The 13,893-nt window shown below is 70.4% G+C and carries 13 protein-coding genes; 6 read left to right on the top strand and 7 right to left on the bottom strand.

The features are described 5' to 3' along the window. Positions 1–95 precede the first annotated feature (95 nt). The 5 genes from alr to WBG79_RS09480 all read left to right on the top strand — a co-directional run bounded on the left by alr (position 96) and on the right by WBG79_RS09480 (position 6,138). Positions 96–1,220 (top strand): alanine racemase, encoded by a 1,125-nt coding sequence (gene alr / locus WBG79_RS09500; protein WP_337356864.1) that lies wholly within the window; start codon positions 96–98, stop codon positions 1,218–1,220. A 95-nt stretch (positions 1,221–1,315) separates the two neighbouring features. Further along, positions 1,316–2,815, top strand: coding sequence for a DNA repair protein RadA (radA, locus tag WBG79_RS09495; protein WP_337356863.1), 1,500 nt, complete (start codon positions 1,316–1,318; stop codon positions 2,813–2,815). Between the two features lie 17 nt (positions 2,816–2,832). Further along, on the top strand, positions 2,833–3,492 hold the full coding sequence (locus WBG79_RS09490) for a CvpA family protein (RefSeq protein WP_337356862.1): 660 nt from the start codon (positions 2,833–2,835) through the stop codon (positions 3,490–3,492). A 385-nt stretch (positions 3,493–3,877) separates the two neighbouring features. Beyond that, positions 3,878–5,338 (top strand): amidophosphoribosyltransferase, encoded by a 1,461-nt coding sequence (gene purF / locus WBG79_RS09485; protein WP_337356861.1) that lies wholly within the window; start codon positions 3,878–3,880, stop codon positions 5,336–5,338. Positions 5,339–5,412: 74 nt separating this feature from the next. Beyond that, positions 5,413–6,138: an SDR family NAD(P)-dependent oxidoreductase gene (locus tag WBG79_RS09480; RefSeq protein ID WP_337356860.1), complete on the top strand. Its 726-nt coding sequence runs from the start codon at positions 5,413–5,415 to the stop codon at positions 6,136–6,138. Positions 6,139–6,171: 33 nt separating this feature from the next. Here the strand turns inward: WBG79_RS09480 and der are convergent, their stop codons facing one another. From der to WBG79_RS09455, 5 genes are all read right to left on the bottom strand, one after another. Continuing rightward, positions 6,172–7,560: a ribosome biogenesis GTPase Der gene (der, locus tag WBG79_RS09475; protein ID WP_337356859.1), complete on the bottom strand. Its 1,389-nt coding sequence runs from the start codon at positions 7,558–7,560 to the stop codon at positions 6,172–6,174. 10 nt (positions 7,561–7,570) lie between these two features. Further along, entirely contained in the window at positions 7,571–8,932 is a 1,362-nt protein-coding gene (locus WBG79_RS09470; RefSeq protein ID WP_337356858.1) for an outer membrane protein assembly factor BamB family protein, read from the bottom strand. Positions 8,933–8,942: 10 nt separating this feature from the next. Beyond that, the gene (locus tag WBG79_RS09465; protein WP_337356857.1) at positions 8,943–9,626 is read right to left on the bottom strand and encodes a tetratricopeptide repeat protein; all 684 of its coding nucleotides are present in this window, start codon (positions 9,624–9,626) and stop codon (positions 8,943–8,945) included. A gap of 233 nt (positions 9,627–9,859) precedes the next feature. After that, entirely contained in the window at positions 9,860–10,429 is a 570-nt protein-coding gene (locus WBG79_RS09460) for an NnrU family protein (RefSeq protein ID WP_337356856.1), read from the bottom strand. Positions 10,430–10,701: 272 nt separating this feature from the next. Continuing rightward, positions 10,702–11,088, bottom strand: coding sequence for a hypothetical protein (locus WBG79_RS09455; RefSeq protein ID WP_337356855.1), 387 nt, complete (start codon positions 11,086–11,088; stop codon positions 10,702–10,704). 411 nt (positions 11,089–11,499) lie between these two features. Between WBG79_RS09455 and WBG79_RS09450 the strand changes: the two genes are divergently transcribed. Continuing rightward, a complete protein-coding gene (locus tag WBG79_RS09450) occupies positions 11,500–11,700 on the top strand; it encodes a hypothetical protein (protein ID WP_443147421.1) in 201 nt (66 codons plus the stop codon). Positions 11,701–11,746: 46 nt separating this feature from the next. Here WBG79_RS09450 and guaA read toward each other — a convergent pair whose 3' ends face one another. Both guaA and WBG79_RS09440 read right to left on the bottom strand, forming a co-directional pair. Beyond that, positions 11,747–13,297: a glutamine-hydrolyzing GMP synthase gene (guaA, locus tag WBG79_RS09445; protein WP_337356854.1), complete on the bottom strand. Its 1,551-nt coding sequence runs from the start codon at positions 13,295–13,297 to the stop codon at positions 11,747–11,749. A 42-nt stretch (positions 13,298–13,339) separates the two neighbouring features. Continuing rightward, entirely contained in the window at positions 13,340–13,777 is a 438-nt protein-coding gene (locus WBG79_RS09440) for a type II toxin-antitoxin system VapC family toxin (RefSeq protein ID WP_337356853.1), read from the bottom strand. Positions 13,778–13,893: the final 116 nt, after the last annotated feature.

Raw genomic sequence — 13,893 nt, 5'->3', positions numbered from 1 at the left:
ACGATGCAAGAACGATCCCACGGAGCCTCGGCGCGGGGCAAGGGGCGGGCGCGCCTCGCCTTGACACCGCTGCGACCCGGGGGCCCACTCCGGGCATGACGCTCGAATCCCTCGACACCGGGCTCGCGGGGGCGCGCCTGACCATCGACCTCGCCGCCCTGGAGGCCAACTGGCGCGACCTCGCCGCGCGCGCGGCGCCGGCGGAATGCGCAGCGGTGGTCAAGGCCGACGCCTACGGGATCGGGATCGGCCCCGCCGTGCGCCGGCTCCACGACGCCGGCTGCCTCACCTTCTTCGTGGCCCATCCGGAGGAAGGGCTGCGCGCCCGCACGGTGGCGCCCGACGCGGTGATCTACGTCCTCAACGGGCTCTTTCCGGGTGCCGTCGACGTGCTGGCGGACGCCGGGCTGCGGCCGGTGCTCGGGTCGCCCGACGAGGTCGAGGCCTGGGCGGCGGCCGGGCGCGCCCGGGGGCGCCCCCTCCCCTCCGCGCTGCATGTCGACACGGGCATGAACCGGCTCGGGCTCGACCTCGAGGAGGCGCGGGCGCTCGCGGGCCGGGCGGACCTGCTGGCGGCCGCGGACCCGCATCTCGTGATGAGCCATCTCGCTTGCGCGGACGAGCCGGAGCACCCGCTGAACGGGCGGCAGCTCGAGCGGTTCCGGGCCGCGGCGGCGCTCTTTCCCGGCCTGCCGGCCTCGCTCGCCAACTCGGCGGGGATCTTCCTCGGGGCGGACTACCAGGCGGGGCTCGTCCGGCCCGGCGTGGCGCTCTACGGCGGCGCGGTGCGCAGCGGACGGCCCTCGCCGATGATGCCCGTCCTGCATCTCTCCGCGCCGATCCTCCGGATCCGCCGGGTCGCGGCGGGGGAGACGGTCGGCTACGGGGCGGCGGAGACGCTGCGCCGGGATTCCCGGGTCGCGATCCTGTCCGTCGGCTATGCGGACGGCTACCGCCGGGCCGCATCCGCCGAGGACGGCCGGCCGGGCGGCCGGGTGGCGATCGGCGGCCGGGTCGTCCCCATTCTCGGGCGGATCTCGATGGACCTGATGGCCGTCGACGTCACCGACGTGCCGGGGGCCTGCCGCGGGACGGCGGTCGAACTGATCGGCGACCATGTCGGGCTGGGGGACGTCGCGGCGGCCATGGGGACCATCGACTACGAGGTGCTCACGGGCCTCGGCCTTCGCTTTCAACGTGCCTATCTCGACGAGACGTGAACGGATTCGCCAGCCTACTCAAATGGCGCCGATAACCCCTGTACAAAACGAGAACAATCGGGCAGCATCCCGATCCGTTCCCGAGAGGCGATTCCATGGCGAAACGTTCAAGCCGCTTCGTATGCCAGAACTGCGGCACGGTGACCGCACGCTGGGCGGGCCGATGCGACGGCTGCGGCGAGTGGAACACGGTCTCGGAGGAGGACGACGGCGGCTCGGGCGTCGGCGCGGGCCCGCGCAGCATCGCGGTGACGGCGCGCAAGGGCCGGGTCTTCCCCCTCGTCGGCCTCTCGGGGGAGGCCAAGGAGGCGCCCCGGATCGTCAGCCACATGCCGGAGCTCGACCGGGTGACCGGCGGCGGCTTCGTGCGCGGATCGGCGGTGCTGATCGGCGGCGACCCGGGGATCGGAAAGTCCACGCTCCTGATCCAGGCGGCGGCACGCCTCGCCGCCGGCGGGCATCGGGTGGTCTACGTGTCGGGCGAGGAGGCGGTCGCGCAGGTGCGGCTCAGGGCCGAGCGGCTGGGCCTCGGCGGGGCTCCGGTAGCGCTCGCCGCCGAGACGAGCGTGGAGGACATCCTCGCGACCCTGCAGGCGGGCGAGACACCGGCGCTGGTGGTGGTCGATTCGATCCAGACCCTGTGGACCGAGACGGCCGAATCGGCGCCCGGCACCGTGACGCAGGTGCGGGCTGCGGCGCAGGCCCTGATCCGCTATGCCAAGGCGAGCGGCGCAGCGGTCGTGCTGGTCGGGCACGTCACTAAGGACGGCCAGATCGCCGGACCGAGGGTGGTCGAGCACATGGTCGACGCGGTGCTCTACTTCGAGGGGGACGGCGGCGACCGGTTCCGCGTGCTCCGGGCCGTGAAGAACCGATTCGGGGCGACGGACGAGATCGGCGTCTTCGAGATGACGGGACGCGGGCTCGAGGAGGTCGCCAACCCTTCCGAGCTCTTCTTGGGCGAGCGCGACGGCAAGGCGCCGGGCGCGGCGGTGTTCGCCGGCATGGAAGGGTCACGGCCCCTCCTGGTCGAGATCCAGGCCCTGGTGGCGCCGACCTCGCTCGGTACCCCGCGCCGCGCGGTGGTCGGCTGGGACGGCAGCCGGCTGTCCATGATCCTGGCCGTGCTCGACGCCCATTGCGGGGTGCGGCTTTCGAGCCACGACGTCTACCTGAACGTCGCCGGCGGGCTGCGCATCCAGGAACCGGCCGCCGACCTGGCGGTCGCGGCGGCGCTGGTGTCCTCGGCCACCGGGGTTGCTCTTCCGCGGAATAGTGTCTATTTCGGCGAGGTCAGCCTGTCCGGGTCCGTGCGGCCCGTGGCGCGGGCCGAGCAGCGGCTGAAGGAGGCCGAGCGGCTCGGCTTCACGGGCGGCCTGGTCCCCGCAGCGTCGCTCGGCGACGCCGGGACCACGATGGGGGTCGGGGGCGTCGACGCGTTGGTCGACCTCGTCGCCCGCATCGCCGCGGGGACGGGCACCGGCGGGCAGCCGCCGGCCGACCGGGGCGCGGTGGCCTTCGACCGGGATCGCCGGGCGGCAGGGAATCGTGGTATCGAGAGGCTCCCGGGCCGGCAGGCCGGCGGGTCATACTGAGCGGCGGGTTTGGCGCAATGGATTTCCTGACGGTTCTCGACGGCATCGTGCTCGTCGTCGTGCTCGTTTCCGCGCTCCTCGCCATGTATCGAGGCCTCATCCGCGAGGTGTTCTCGATCGCCTCATGGGCAGCGGCCGCAGGCGCCGCCTACTATTTCCACAAGCCGCTCCTGCCCTATGCCAAGCAGTACATCAACAACGAGTACGTGGCGCTGGGCGTGACCATCGGCGGCATCTTCGTGGTGACGCTGATCGTGGTCAGCTACATCACCATGAAGATGTCCGACTTCGTGCTCGATTCGGCCTTCGGGGCGCTCGACCGGTCCGCCGGGTTCCTGTTCGGCGCCGCGCGCGGCCTCCTGCTCCTGGTCGTCGCGATGCTGTTCTTCAACTGGTTCGTGCCCTCCGCGCAGCAGCCGAAATGGGTGTCGAGCGCCAAGTCGAAGCCGGTGCTCGACTATCTCGGGCAGCAGCTGGTCGCGGCGCTGCCGGAGAACGCCGAGGAACAGATCCTCAACAAGCTGCGCAACCGCGGCCGGAACGACACCGTCCCGGCCGAGCCGGACGCGGATCCCCGTCCAGTTCCGCAGCAGCGGACCGACAACCGGACCGGCACCTACAACACCGGCGAGCGCAAGTCGCTCGACCAGCTGATCACCGGCACAACGCGCCAGTGAGGCGCAGGTACCCGCGGCGACGACGCGCAGGTGCCATGAGGGTTCGGGACTGGAAATCCATCCCCGGGCGTCCGATATAGCGGGCGGCCGGCGCTTTGACTTTCCGAGACCCCGGCGGGGGTCCACCGTCACGCGACGGCCGGTGTCGGCGGCGGGGCGAACCAGGAACCCGTCAGGCCCGGACCGGACGAGACCGAAGGGGGGCGGTGCCTTGCGGGACCGCTGCCCGAAGGCGGCCACCTCACGGCCCCTCCGGCCGACCGCGCGGCGCGCGGCCTGCCGGCCGATCGGCACCCGGTGCGGTGCCGGGTGGGGGCGGATGCCCCGGCGGGGGCGGATGCCCCGGCGAGGCGGATCGGGAACGGACGAGAGCGGAGCGGGCGTGATGGACATCGGATTTCCCTTCCAGGCCGACGACGACACGCTGCACGAGGAATGTGGGGTGTTCGGCGTGTTCGGGCACCCGGAGGCCGGTGCGCTGACGGCGCTCGGGCTGCACGCCCTCCAGCACCGCGGCCAGGAGGCAGCCGGCATCGTCTCCTACGACGGCCAGCAGTTCCACGTGGAGCGGCATATCGGCTTGGTGGGCGACAACTTCGCCAAGCCCAGCGTGATCGACCGGCTGAAGGGCAACCGGGCGATCGGCCATACGCGCTACGCCACGACGGGCGGCCAGATCCTGCGCAACGTGCAGCCGATGTTCGCGGAGTTCCACGGCGGCGGCTTCTCGGTGGCGCACAACGGCAACATCACCAACGCCATGACGTTGCAGCGGCAGTTGCAGAAGCGCGGCTCCATCTTCCAGTCGACCTCCGACACGGAGACGGTCATCCACCTGACGGCGACCTCCGACAAGGCGCATCTGGTCGACCGTTTCGTCGACGCGCTCCGGCAGATCGAAGGCGCCTACGCCTTCGTGGCGCTGTCCGAGAAGAAGATGATCGGCGTGCGCGATCCCCTCGGGGTGCGGCCGCTCGTGCTCGGCCACGTGGACGGCGCCTTCGTGCTGGCCTCGGAGACCTGCGCGCTCGACATCATCGGCGGGCGCGTGATCCGGGAGATCGAGCCGGGGGAAATGGTGGTGATCACCGAGGAGGGCGTGGAGAGCTCGAAGCCCTTCGCGGCCGTTCCGTCACGCTTCTGCATCTTCGAGTACGTGTATTTCGCGAGGCCCGACTCGCTCATCGCCGGCACGAGCATCTACTCGGTGCGCAAGCGGATCGGGCACGAGCTGGCTCGCGAGACGCCGGCGGCCGCCGACGTCGTCATCCCCGTCCCGGATTCGGGGACGCCGGCCGCCATGGGCTTCGCGGAGGCCTCGGGCCTGCCCTTCGACCTCGGCATCATCCGCAACCACTATGTGGGGCGGACCTTCATCCAGCCGACCGATTCCATCCGCCACATGGGCGTCAAGCTCAAGCACAATCCGAACCGGGCGGTGATCGAAGGCAAGCGGGTGGTGCTCGTCGACGATTCCATCGTGCGCGGGACCACCTCGCAGAAGATCGTCCAGATGGTGCGGGACGCCGGCGCGACCGAGGTGCACATGCGCATCGCCTCGCCGCCGACGACCGACCCCTGCTTCTACGGGGTCGACACGCCCGAGAAGTCGAAGCTGATCGCCTCCAGGATGTCGGTCGAGGAGCTGGCGCGCTTCATCAACGTGGACAGCCTGGCGTTCCTGAGCATCGACGGGCTCTACCGGGCGGTCGGCGAGGCGCGCCGCAACAACGAGATCCCGCAGTATTGCGACGCCTGCTTCACGGGCGAGTATCCGACGCGGCTGACCGACCGGACGCAGACCAGCAACGTGCGGCAGCTCAACCTGATCGCCGAAGCGAGTTGACCGGCGGCCGCCGATAGGCCACTGGAAACCGGCCGGCGGGACCCCGCCGGACTTTTTCCGAGGTGGAACCGTTCATGGCCGAGCCCTCCCTCTCCGGACGCATCGTCGTCGTCACCGGCGCCTCCCGGGGCATCGGACGCGTGTTCGCGCGCGAGGTGGCGCGGGCGGGTGCCCACGTGGTCGCCGTCGCCCGGACCGTCGGGGGCCTCGAGGAGCTCGACGACGAGATCCGCGGCTTCGGCGGCGCCGCCACGCTGGTCCCCCTCGACCTCAAGGATCTCGACGGCATCGACCGGCTCGGCGCGGCGCTGTTCGAGCGTTTCGGCCAGGTGGACGGGCTGGTCGGCAATGCCGGCGTGCTCGGCGTGCTGTCGCCGCTCGCCCATCTCGACCAGAAGGTGTGGGACGAGGTGATGACCGTCAACGTCACGGCCAACTGGCGGCTGCTGCGTTCGCTCGACCCGCTCCTGCGGCGGTCCGGCAGCGGCCGCTGTGTGTTCCTCACCTCCGGCGCAGCGCGCCGGCTGCGCGCCTTCTGGGGCCTCTACTCGGTGTCGAAGGCGGCCCTGGAGGCGATGGTGGTCACCTACGCCCAGGAGGGGGAGATCGCCGGGGTGAAGGCCAACCTGTTGAGCCCCGGGCCGATCCGGACGGCCATGCGCGCCAAGGCCATGCCTGGCGAGGATCCCGACACCCTGGATCCGCCGGAGGTCCTCGTGCCGGCCCTCCTGCGCCTGCTCGCCCCCGACCTCGCGGAGAGCGGCCGGATATGGGAACACCGGGACCAGGCCTGGGTCTGACGAAGGGGCCCGGCCTCCCGGGCGCCGGGGCCGTCAGCCGTCCTTCTTCTTGTCGTAGGGATTTTCGCCGCCGCCGCGGATGTTGAGCCGCAGCGGGATGCCGGCGAGGTCGAAGGTCTCGCGCAGGTCGTTGGCGAGGTAGCGGGTGTAGCTGTCCGGCAGGGCGTCGGGCCGCGAGCAGAAGATCGCGAAGGTCGGCGGACGGGTCTTCGCCTGGGTGGCGTAGCGGATCTTGATGCGGCGGCCGGAGACGGCCGGCGGCGGATGGCGCTGCAGGACGTGCTCCAGCCAGCGGTTCACCTGAGCGGTGGAGACGCGGCGGGTCCAGACCTCCTCGACCTTGATGACCGCCTTCATGAGTTCGTCGAGCCCCTCCCCGGTCAGGCCGGACAGGCGCACGAGGGGCACGCCGCGGATCTGCGGCAGCAGGCGTTCGCAGGTCTCGCGCAAGTCCTTCCAGGCCTTCACGCGGTCCTCGACCAGATCCCACTTGTCCAGCGCGATCACGATCGCACGACCCTCGCGGACGACCAGGTCGGCGATCTGCAAATCCTGCTTCTCGAAGGGCGTGGTGGCGTCGAGGCAGAGCACCACCACTTCGGCGAAGCGGATCGCCCGCAGGGTGTCGGCGACGGAGAGCTTCTCGAGCTTGTCCTGGACGCGCGCCTTGCGGCGCATGCCGGCGGTATCGAAGAGCTTGATGCGCCGCCCGCGCCATTCCCAGTCGACCGAGACGGAATCGCGGGTGATGCCGGCCTCCGGGCCGGTAAGCATCCGGTCCTCGCCGATCAGGGCGTTGACGAGCGTGGACTTGCCGGCGTTCGGCCGCCCGACCACGGCGATCCGCAGTGGCTTGGCGGCGCGCGCCTCGGGGGTCTCGTCTTCCCCGTCCGGCTCGGGCTCGGTCTCGTCCCGGGGCGGCGCGACGGCGTCGATATAGGGCCTCAGCGCCTCGTAGAGGTCGGCCATGCCCTCGCCGTGCTCGGCGGAGAGCGGCACGGGATCGCCGAAGCCGAGGCCGAAGGCCTCGTAGGCGCCCGCCTCCCCGGCCCGGCCCTCGGCCTTGTTGGCGACCAGGATCACGGGCGTGTCGGAGCGGCGCACCAGTTCGGCGAAATGGCCGTCGATGGGGGTCACGCCGACGCGCGAATCGACCAGGAAGAGGACGACGTCGGCGTCCCGGATCGCCGCCTCGGTCTGCAGCCGCATGCGGCCGGTCAGGCTTTCCGCCTCGGCCTCCTCCAGCCCGGCGGTATCGACCACCGTGAAGTCGAGGTCGCCGAGGCGCGCGTCACCCTCGCGGCGATCGCGCGTGACGCCGGGAGTGTCGTCGACGAGCGCGAGGCGCTTGCCCACGAGGCGGTTGAACAGCGTCGACTTGCCGACGTTCGGCCGGCCGACGATGGCGACGGTCGGGCGCATCGGGTTCCGATCAGTTGTAGGCGGCGAGCGTTCCGCTGCCGGTCAGGACGATCAGCTTGCCGCCCGCCACGACGGGGGCGATCATCGCGGGCTCGCCCGTGGAGAGGGTGTTGACAACCTGCCCGTTGGTCGGGTTCAGCGCGATCAGGCCGCCCTCGTTGGAGACGAGCCAGAGGCTGCCACCGGCCAGAACCGGGCCGGCCCAGTTGGTCCGCTTCTTCTTCTCGCGGGTCACCGGCAGCCGGTTCGTCCACAGGACGTCGCCCGTCTTGCGCTCGATGGCGATGAGGTTGTCGTCGAGGTCGACGACGAAGACGGCGTTGCCGGCGACCGCGGGCGTGTGGGCGGAGCCGATCGCCTTCTCCCAGATCCGGTTGCCGTCCTTCAGCTGGATGGCCACGGTGCGGCTGCCGACCCCGGTGGCGTAGACCACGCCGTCGTCGACGACCGGGCTCGCGGCGATGTCCGACAATCCGCTCACCGCATAGTTCCGGCTGGCGCGGGCGAGGGCGTCGCTCCAGGCGGCCTGGCCGGTCTTGATGTCGATGGCGACCAGTTCGCCGGACGTGAAGGGAACCACCACCTTGCCGCCCGACACCGCCGGGTTGGCGGAGGCGAGCAGACCGCCGGATTCCGGCACGCCGCGGAACGACCAGGCCTCGCTGCCGTCCGAGGCGTTGAGCGCGTAGACGACGTTGCCCTGGCTGACGACGAAGATCTTCCCGTCCGCGACGGTCGGCGCGCTGCGGGCCGGTTCGCCGATCCGCTTCTCCCAGACCTTGCCGCCGGACGACGCGTCGAGGGCGACGACCGTGCCGTAGCCGGTGGCGGCATAGACACGCGGACCGTCGGAGGCGACGCCGCCGCCCGTGGTCGGGTCGTCGGACACGCCCTCGCGCTGGACCGAGACGCGCCAGAGCCGGCCGCCGCCCGAGGCGGAGTGGGCCGAGACGTTGCCGTTCGGGTCGTAGACGAAGATGCGGCCGTCCGCGGCCACGGGGCGCGCGAAGACGCGGATCGTCTCGCGCGTCAGGCCGCCGGCGGCGACGTCGGCGGCGGATGCGGCCCAGACGCGGGTGCCGCCGGAGCCCTCGAGGGCGGCATGGCCCGGATTGTTGCCGGGCGGGCCGCCGGCCTGTCCCCAGTTTCCGGTGGCGCGCGGGCCCGGCACGGAGACCGGCTTGCGGGTGACGAGTTGCGAGGGCTGCTGGTCCGGCAGGACGGGGATGCGCGTTCCCGGGAGGATCTTCTCCTTCTCGGAGAAGGGATTGATCGCCATCATGGCGTCGGAGATATCGTCCGACGACGTGCAGCCGGACAACAGGGCTGCGGCCAGACCGGACAGGACGACGAGGCGCAGGGACTTCCGCATCTGGTGCACCTCACTGGGTCTGCGCGGTCGCGGCCTTGGCCGGACCGGCAGCGGCCCGGATCAGGGCCATCAGGATTTCGGCGCGGGCCGTGAAGGCGCGCGGGACTTCGGCATCGTTCAGGAGTTCGTCGATCCGCTTCTTGGCGGCCTCGGCGTCGCCGGCCTTCCAGGCCGCGAGCGCCAGGACCTCCCGGGCGGAATGGCGCCACGGATTGCCGCCGACGACGAGCGGGGTGGCGCGCGCCTCCACGGCCGGGCGCTCCTCGACGTCGAGGGCGAGGTAGGCGGCGCGGATGCGGGCGAGGCCCGCGAAGGTCGGCGGCGTCGAGGGGCTCGCCGCGATGGCGTCGTAGGCCTTGAGGGCCGCGGCGGTCTCGCCCTGCATGGCGGATTCGGCGGCCTCGCGCAGGGCGGAGAGGAGCGGATAGCCGCCGTGGCCGGTGCGGCCGAGCTGGCGGAAGGCTTCCTCGGCGCCCTTGTGGTCGCCGTCGGTGGAGAGCTTCAGGGCTGCGAAGTAGCGTTCGCCGACTTCGCGCGCCTGCTGGGCCTGATAGTATTCATAGCCGCGCCAGCCGGCGACGCCGGCGACGATCAGGAAGGCGACGGCGAGAATCAGGGTCGAGTAGCGGTCCCACAGCCTCTTCAGCTGGTCGCGCCTCAGGTCCTCGTCGATCTCATTGAAGATATCCGCCATCGATCCCCACCGGGCAGTTGTCGTCTTCGTCTTGTCGGCCCGTCCAGACGGATCGGCGACCGCACCGAATCTCCGGGATTCGGGCGGCGGCACAGCCGGCCCCTCGCGAGGCGGCGGCACCATAGCCGCAACCCTCCCCGGCCGCAAACACCGCGGCCGCGGAGCGCAACGTCACTGGCGCGGGAATCGCGCCTTTTCGTGGCGAAGCGGTGACGGCCCGGCCGCGAGGCGGCTCAGCCGAAGGGACTGACGCCGATCAGCCACAGGTGCAGGCGCCACGCGAAGGCGGCATAGAGCGCGAGGCCGGCGACCACCGCGATCGTGTCGCCGCGGGTCCAGGGCGAACGGGGCGGGTTCGGCTCGCCGCGGCGCTTGACGGAGATCCGGTCCACCACCGCCCAGGCCAGGAAGCTGCCGAACAGGAGGACGTCCGGCAGGGTGCCGTTGGCGATCAGGTGGGCGGCCGCCCAGAGCTTCACGGCGGTCAGCATCGGGTGCTTGACCGTGCCCCGGATGAAGCCGTCACGCTTGCCGACCGCGAGGAGCGGAAAGACCGGCACGAGCAGCAGGGCCGCGAGGTGGCGGGTCCAGCGCGGCGGGTCCCATAGAAGGAGCGCCCCCTCGGCGCGGGCCTGCCCGTAGCCCCAGACGATCAGCACGAGGCCGGCGAGCGAGAGGGCCGTGAAGAGCCCCTTGTAACCGCCCTCCCCGAGCCGCGCGACCAGGCCGGCGCGGCGGTCGCGGGACATGGGCAGCGTGTGGGCGCCGAGGAACAGGAAGAGGCCGAGGACGAGGAGGAGCATCGCGGATCCGGTCCGGTGGGTGACGTGACGGCGGTTGTCGCACGAGCGGGGGCCGGCATTCAACCGGGCTCGGGCGTGGGCGGACACGACGGCGCGGGCCGGGGATCGGCGGGCACCTCGGAACAGAGAGCACCTTGGCGCCATGCTGCTCCAGTGAGTTCGCGGGGGGCTCCCGGCACCCGAGCGCGCTCCAGAACGGTTAGAGGAGCCGGCGCGCACCGCCAATCGAGAGCTTTGGCAGCCAGCAAGGCTCCCGCCCGACGCCGAACCGTTCAGGACGGGCGAGCGAAGCGAATGCCGCAATTCAGCTTGATGTTCGCCTGCTCGATGGCCTCCATTTCGCCCTTGAGCCGGGACAGCTCCGCGGCAGTCGTGCTGTCACCCTTGATGAAGAAGAGCGCCGGCCAGAACAGGACGACTCCGACCGTCGTCGCGACCGCATCACTCGTCGCCTTGTCGTTCTGAGCCCCGGTCAGCTGTGTGGCCCGGGCTGATACACGCGCCGCTTCTTCCCTGAGTTGCGGGCAGGTGTAGCTCATGTAGCCGGTCGGGGACACGTAGGCGGCCGAAATATTGTCGGCTCGGGAGGCGCAGCCAGCCAGGACCAAGGCTACCAGAATTACCGAAAGTCCTTTTTGAAACGAGCTCTTAAACACCATGATCTCCCCAGGAAGTTCGTCATCTGCAAGTGTGCTTAGGATGAGTCTCTCTGAGTGTCCATATAATTCGAGCACCCACCGGTTGTTATCCCGAGAAACATGCCTGCAGTCGCCGGTTCGGTCCCGGTTCACCGGGAAATTGCGCTCAGGAGGCATCCGGGCCCGATCCGATCCGAGGCCTCGGAGGAGGACGGGTCACATTCGAAGGAGGGTGCAGGAACTCGACGAGGGTGGCGCTGCCGATGCCGGACGGGTGACGATCCGGCGTCGAAACGGGCGATGGCGACCAGTCTGGGAGGCCTGTCGGCGCCGATACGGATGCCGAGGAGCCGGACGGCCTCACCCGGAGCACTCAGGGAGCCTGCGGTCTAAAACTTCACCGGGGGCAATGCCGATCGTCGCACGGTGCGCATGAACCTGACGATGACCATCGACACGATACCGGCGGTCCTGGCCGCGACCCTCGCCGGCGGCGGGCCGTCGGTCCTGCCCGACACCCTGCCGTCCGGCCGCATCCACGCGGTCTATCGGGCCGCCCGATTTCGTCCAGCGAAGGTCGGGTCCTTCGTGGAGATGCTGGTCAGGCGATCCTGGCGCCGACACCCGGACTAACCGGGGAGGACGGAGCGCTCTAGGCGTGTCCGGCGCGACGATCGGATCATTCCCACTCGATCGTGCCCGGCGGCTTCGAGGTCACGTCGTAGACCACGCGGTTGACGCCGCGGACCTCGTTGATGATGCGGGTCGCGGCGCGGCCGAGGAAGGCCATGTCGAAGTGGAAGAAATCGGCGGTCATGCCGTCGACGGAGGTGACGGCACGCAGCGCCAGCACGTGCTCGTAGGTGCGGCCGTCGCCCATGACGCCGACGGTCTGGACGGGCAGCAGGACCGCGAAGGCCTGCCAGATGGCGTCGTAGAGCCCGGCCTTGCGGATCTCGTCGAGATAGATCGCGTCGGCCCGGCGCAGCACGTCGAGCTTCTCCCGCGTGATCCCGCCGGGACAGCGGATGGCGAGGCCGGGGCCCGGGAAGGGATGGCGGCCGACGAAGGCCTCGGGCAGGCCGAGTTCGCGGCCGAGCGCCCTGACCTCGTCCTTGAAGAGCTCGCGCAACGGCTCGACGAGCTTCATCCTCATGCGCTCGGGCAGGCCGCCGACGTTGTGGTGGGACTTGATCGTCACCGACGGGCCGCCGACCGCCGAGACGCTCTCGATGACGTCCGGGTAGAGCGTGCCCTGGGCCAGGAATTCGGCGCCGCCGATCTTCGCGGCTTCGGCGTCGAAGGTCTCGATGAACAGGCGGCCGATGATCTTGCGCTTCTGCTCCGGGTCGGAGACGCCGGCGAGCGCGCCCAGGAAGGTCTCGCTCGCATCGACATGCACGAGCGGGATGTTGTAGTGGCCGCGGAAGAGGCGGACGACCTCCTCGGCCTCGTTCAATCGCATCAGGCCGTGGTCGACGAAGATGCAGGTGAGCTGGTCGCCGATCGCCTCGTGGATCAGGACGGCCGCGACGGCGGAATCGACGCCGCCGGAGAGGCCGCAGATCACCTTGCCCTGACCGACCTGGGCGCGGATCTTGGCGATCATCTCCTGCCGGAACGCCGCCATGGTCCAGTCGCCCGGCAGTCCGGCGATCCGGTGCACGAAGTTGGACAGGAGTTTGGCGCCGTCCGGGGTATGGACCACCTCGGGGTGGAACATGAAGCCGTAGAACTTGCGCGCCTCGTCCTGGATGATCGCGAAGGGCGCGTTCTCGGACGTGCCGGCGACCTCGAAGCCGGGCGGAAGGGACACGATCCGGTCGCCGTGGCTCATCCAGACGGTGTGCCGCTCCTCGGCGCCCCAGAGGCCGTCGAACAGGGCGGAGGGGCGCTTGACGTCCACCAGGGCGCGGCCGAATTCCCGATGATGGCCGCTCTCGACCCGGCCGCCGAGCTGCTCGGCCATGCACATCTGGCCGTAGCAGATGCCGAGGACCGGGACTCCCGCCTCGAAGACGGCCTGCGGCGCGCGCGGACTGTTCTCCTCGGTCGTCGAGGCCGGGCCGCCGGACAGGATCACGGCCTTCGGGCGCATGGCCGCGAGGGCGTCGCCCGCCTTCTGGTAGGGCACGATCTCGGAATAGACTCCGGCCTCGCGCACGCGACGCGCGATCAGCTGCGTCAACTGGGAGCCGAAATCGACGATCAGGACGGAGTTGGTGTGCATGGACAGGGTTTAGGGGAGTCGACGGCGGGAGGCAAGGACGGTTCAGGGGAAGGCGGAGGCCCGTGGCGGGTCCCAGGAAGCCAGGTCGATGGCCAGCCGTTCGAACCGGCTGCCCCTCAGCTTGCGCAGCATCTTCACGTCGCTCGTCAGGACGCGTGTCCCGAGTGAGGCAGCCTGCGCGAGGTAGAGCGCATCATAGACCGACACTCCGGTCTCCAACGAAATCTCGGCGGCATCGTTCAGGAGCGGCGTCAAGGGCGATTTCTGGAACCCAGGCGCAAGCGCGCCGACAACCTCCCAATAGGACGACGCCTCCAGTTCCCCCGCCCCGACCTTCCGACGCAGAATCTCCAGGACTTCCCCCAGACCATGCTCGGGCAATGCAAGAGGCATATCGGATTCGGCGAGAGCTTCGGCTTTCGCTGAATCGGTTTCCGGGACGAACATCTTCACCACGACGCAAGCGTCCGTGACGAGCATGTCATTCGTCCCTGATGGCCCGCTGGAGGAGCGCACTGTCGGAGTGGGGTTTCCCACCCTCCTTGCGACGAACACGCCTTGCTGACTCGCGTAGGCGGTCACGTCCCGATAGGGGA

Source organism: Prosthecomicrobium sp. N25, from assembly GCF_037203705.1.
In the GTDB taxonomy this organism is placed as follows: Bacteria; Pseudomonadota; Alphaproteobacteria; order Rhizobiales; family Ancalomicrobiaceae; genus Prosthecodimorpha.
Note: the sequence above shows the minus strand (reverse complement) of the source record. Positions and strands in the feature narration are given on the sequence as shown.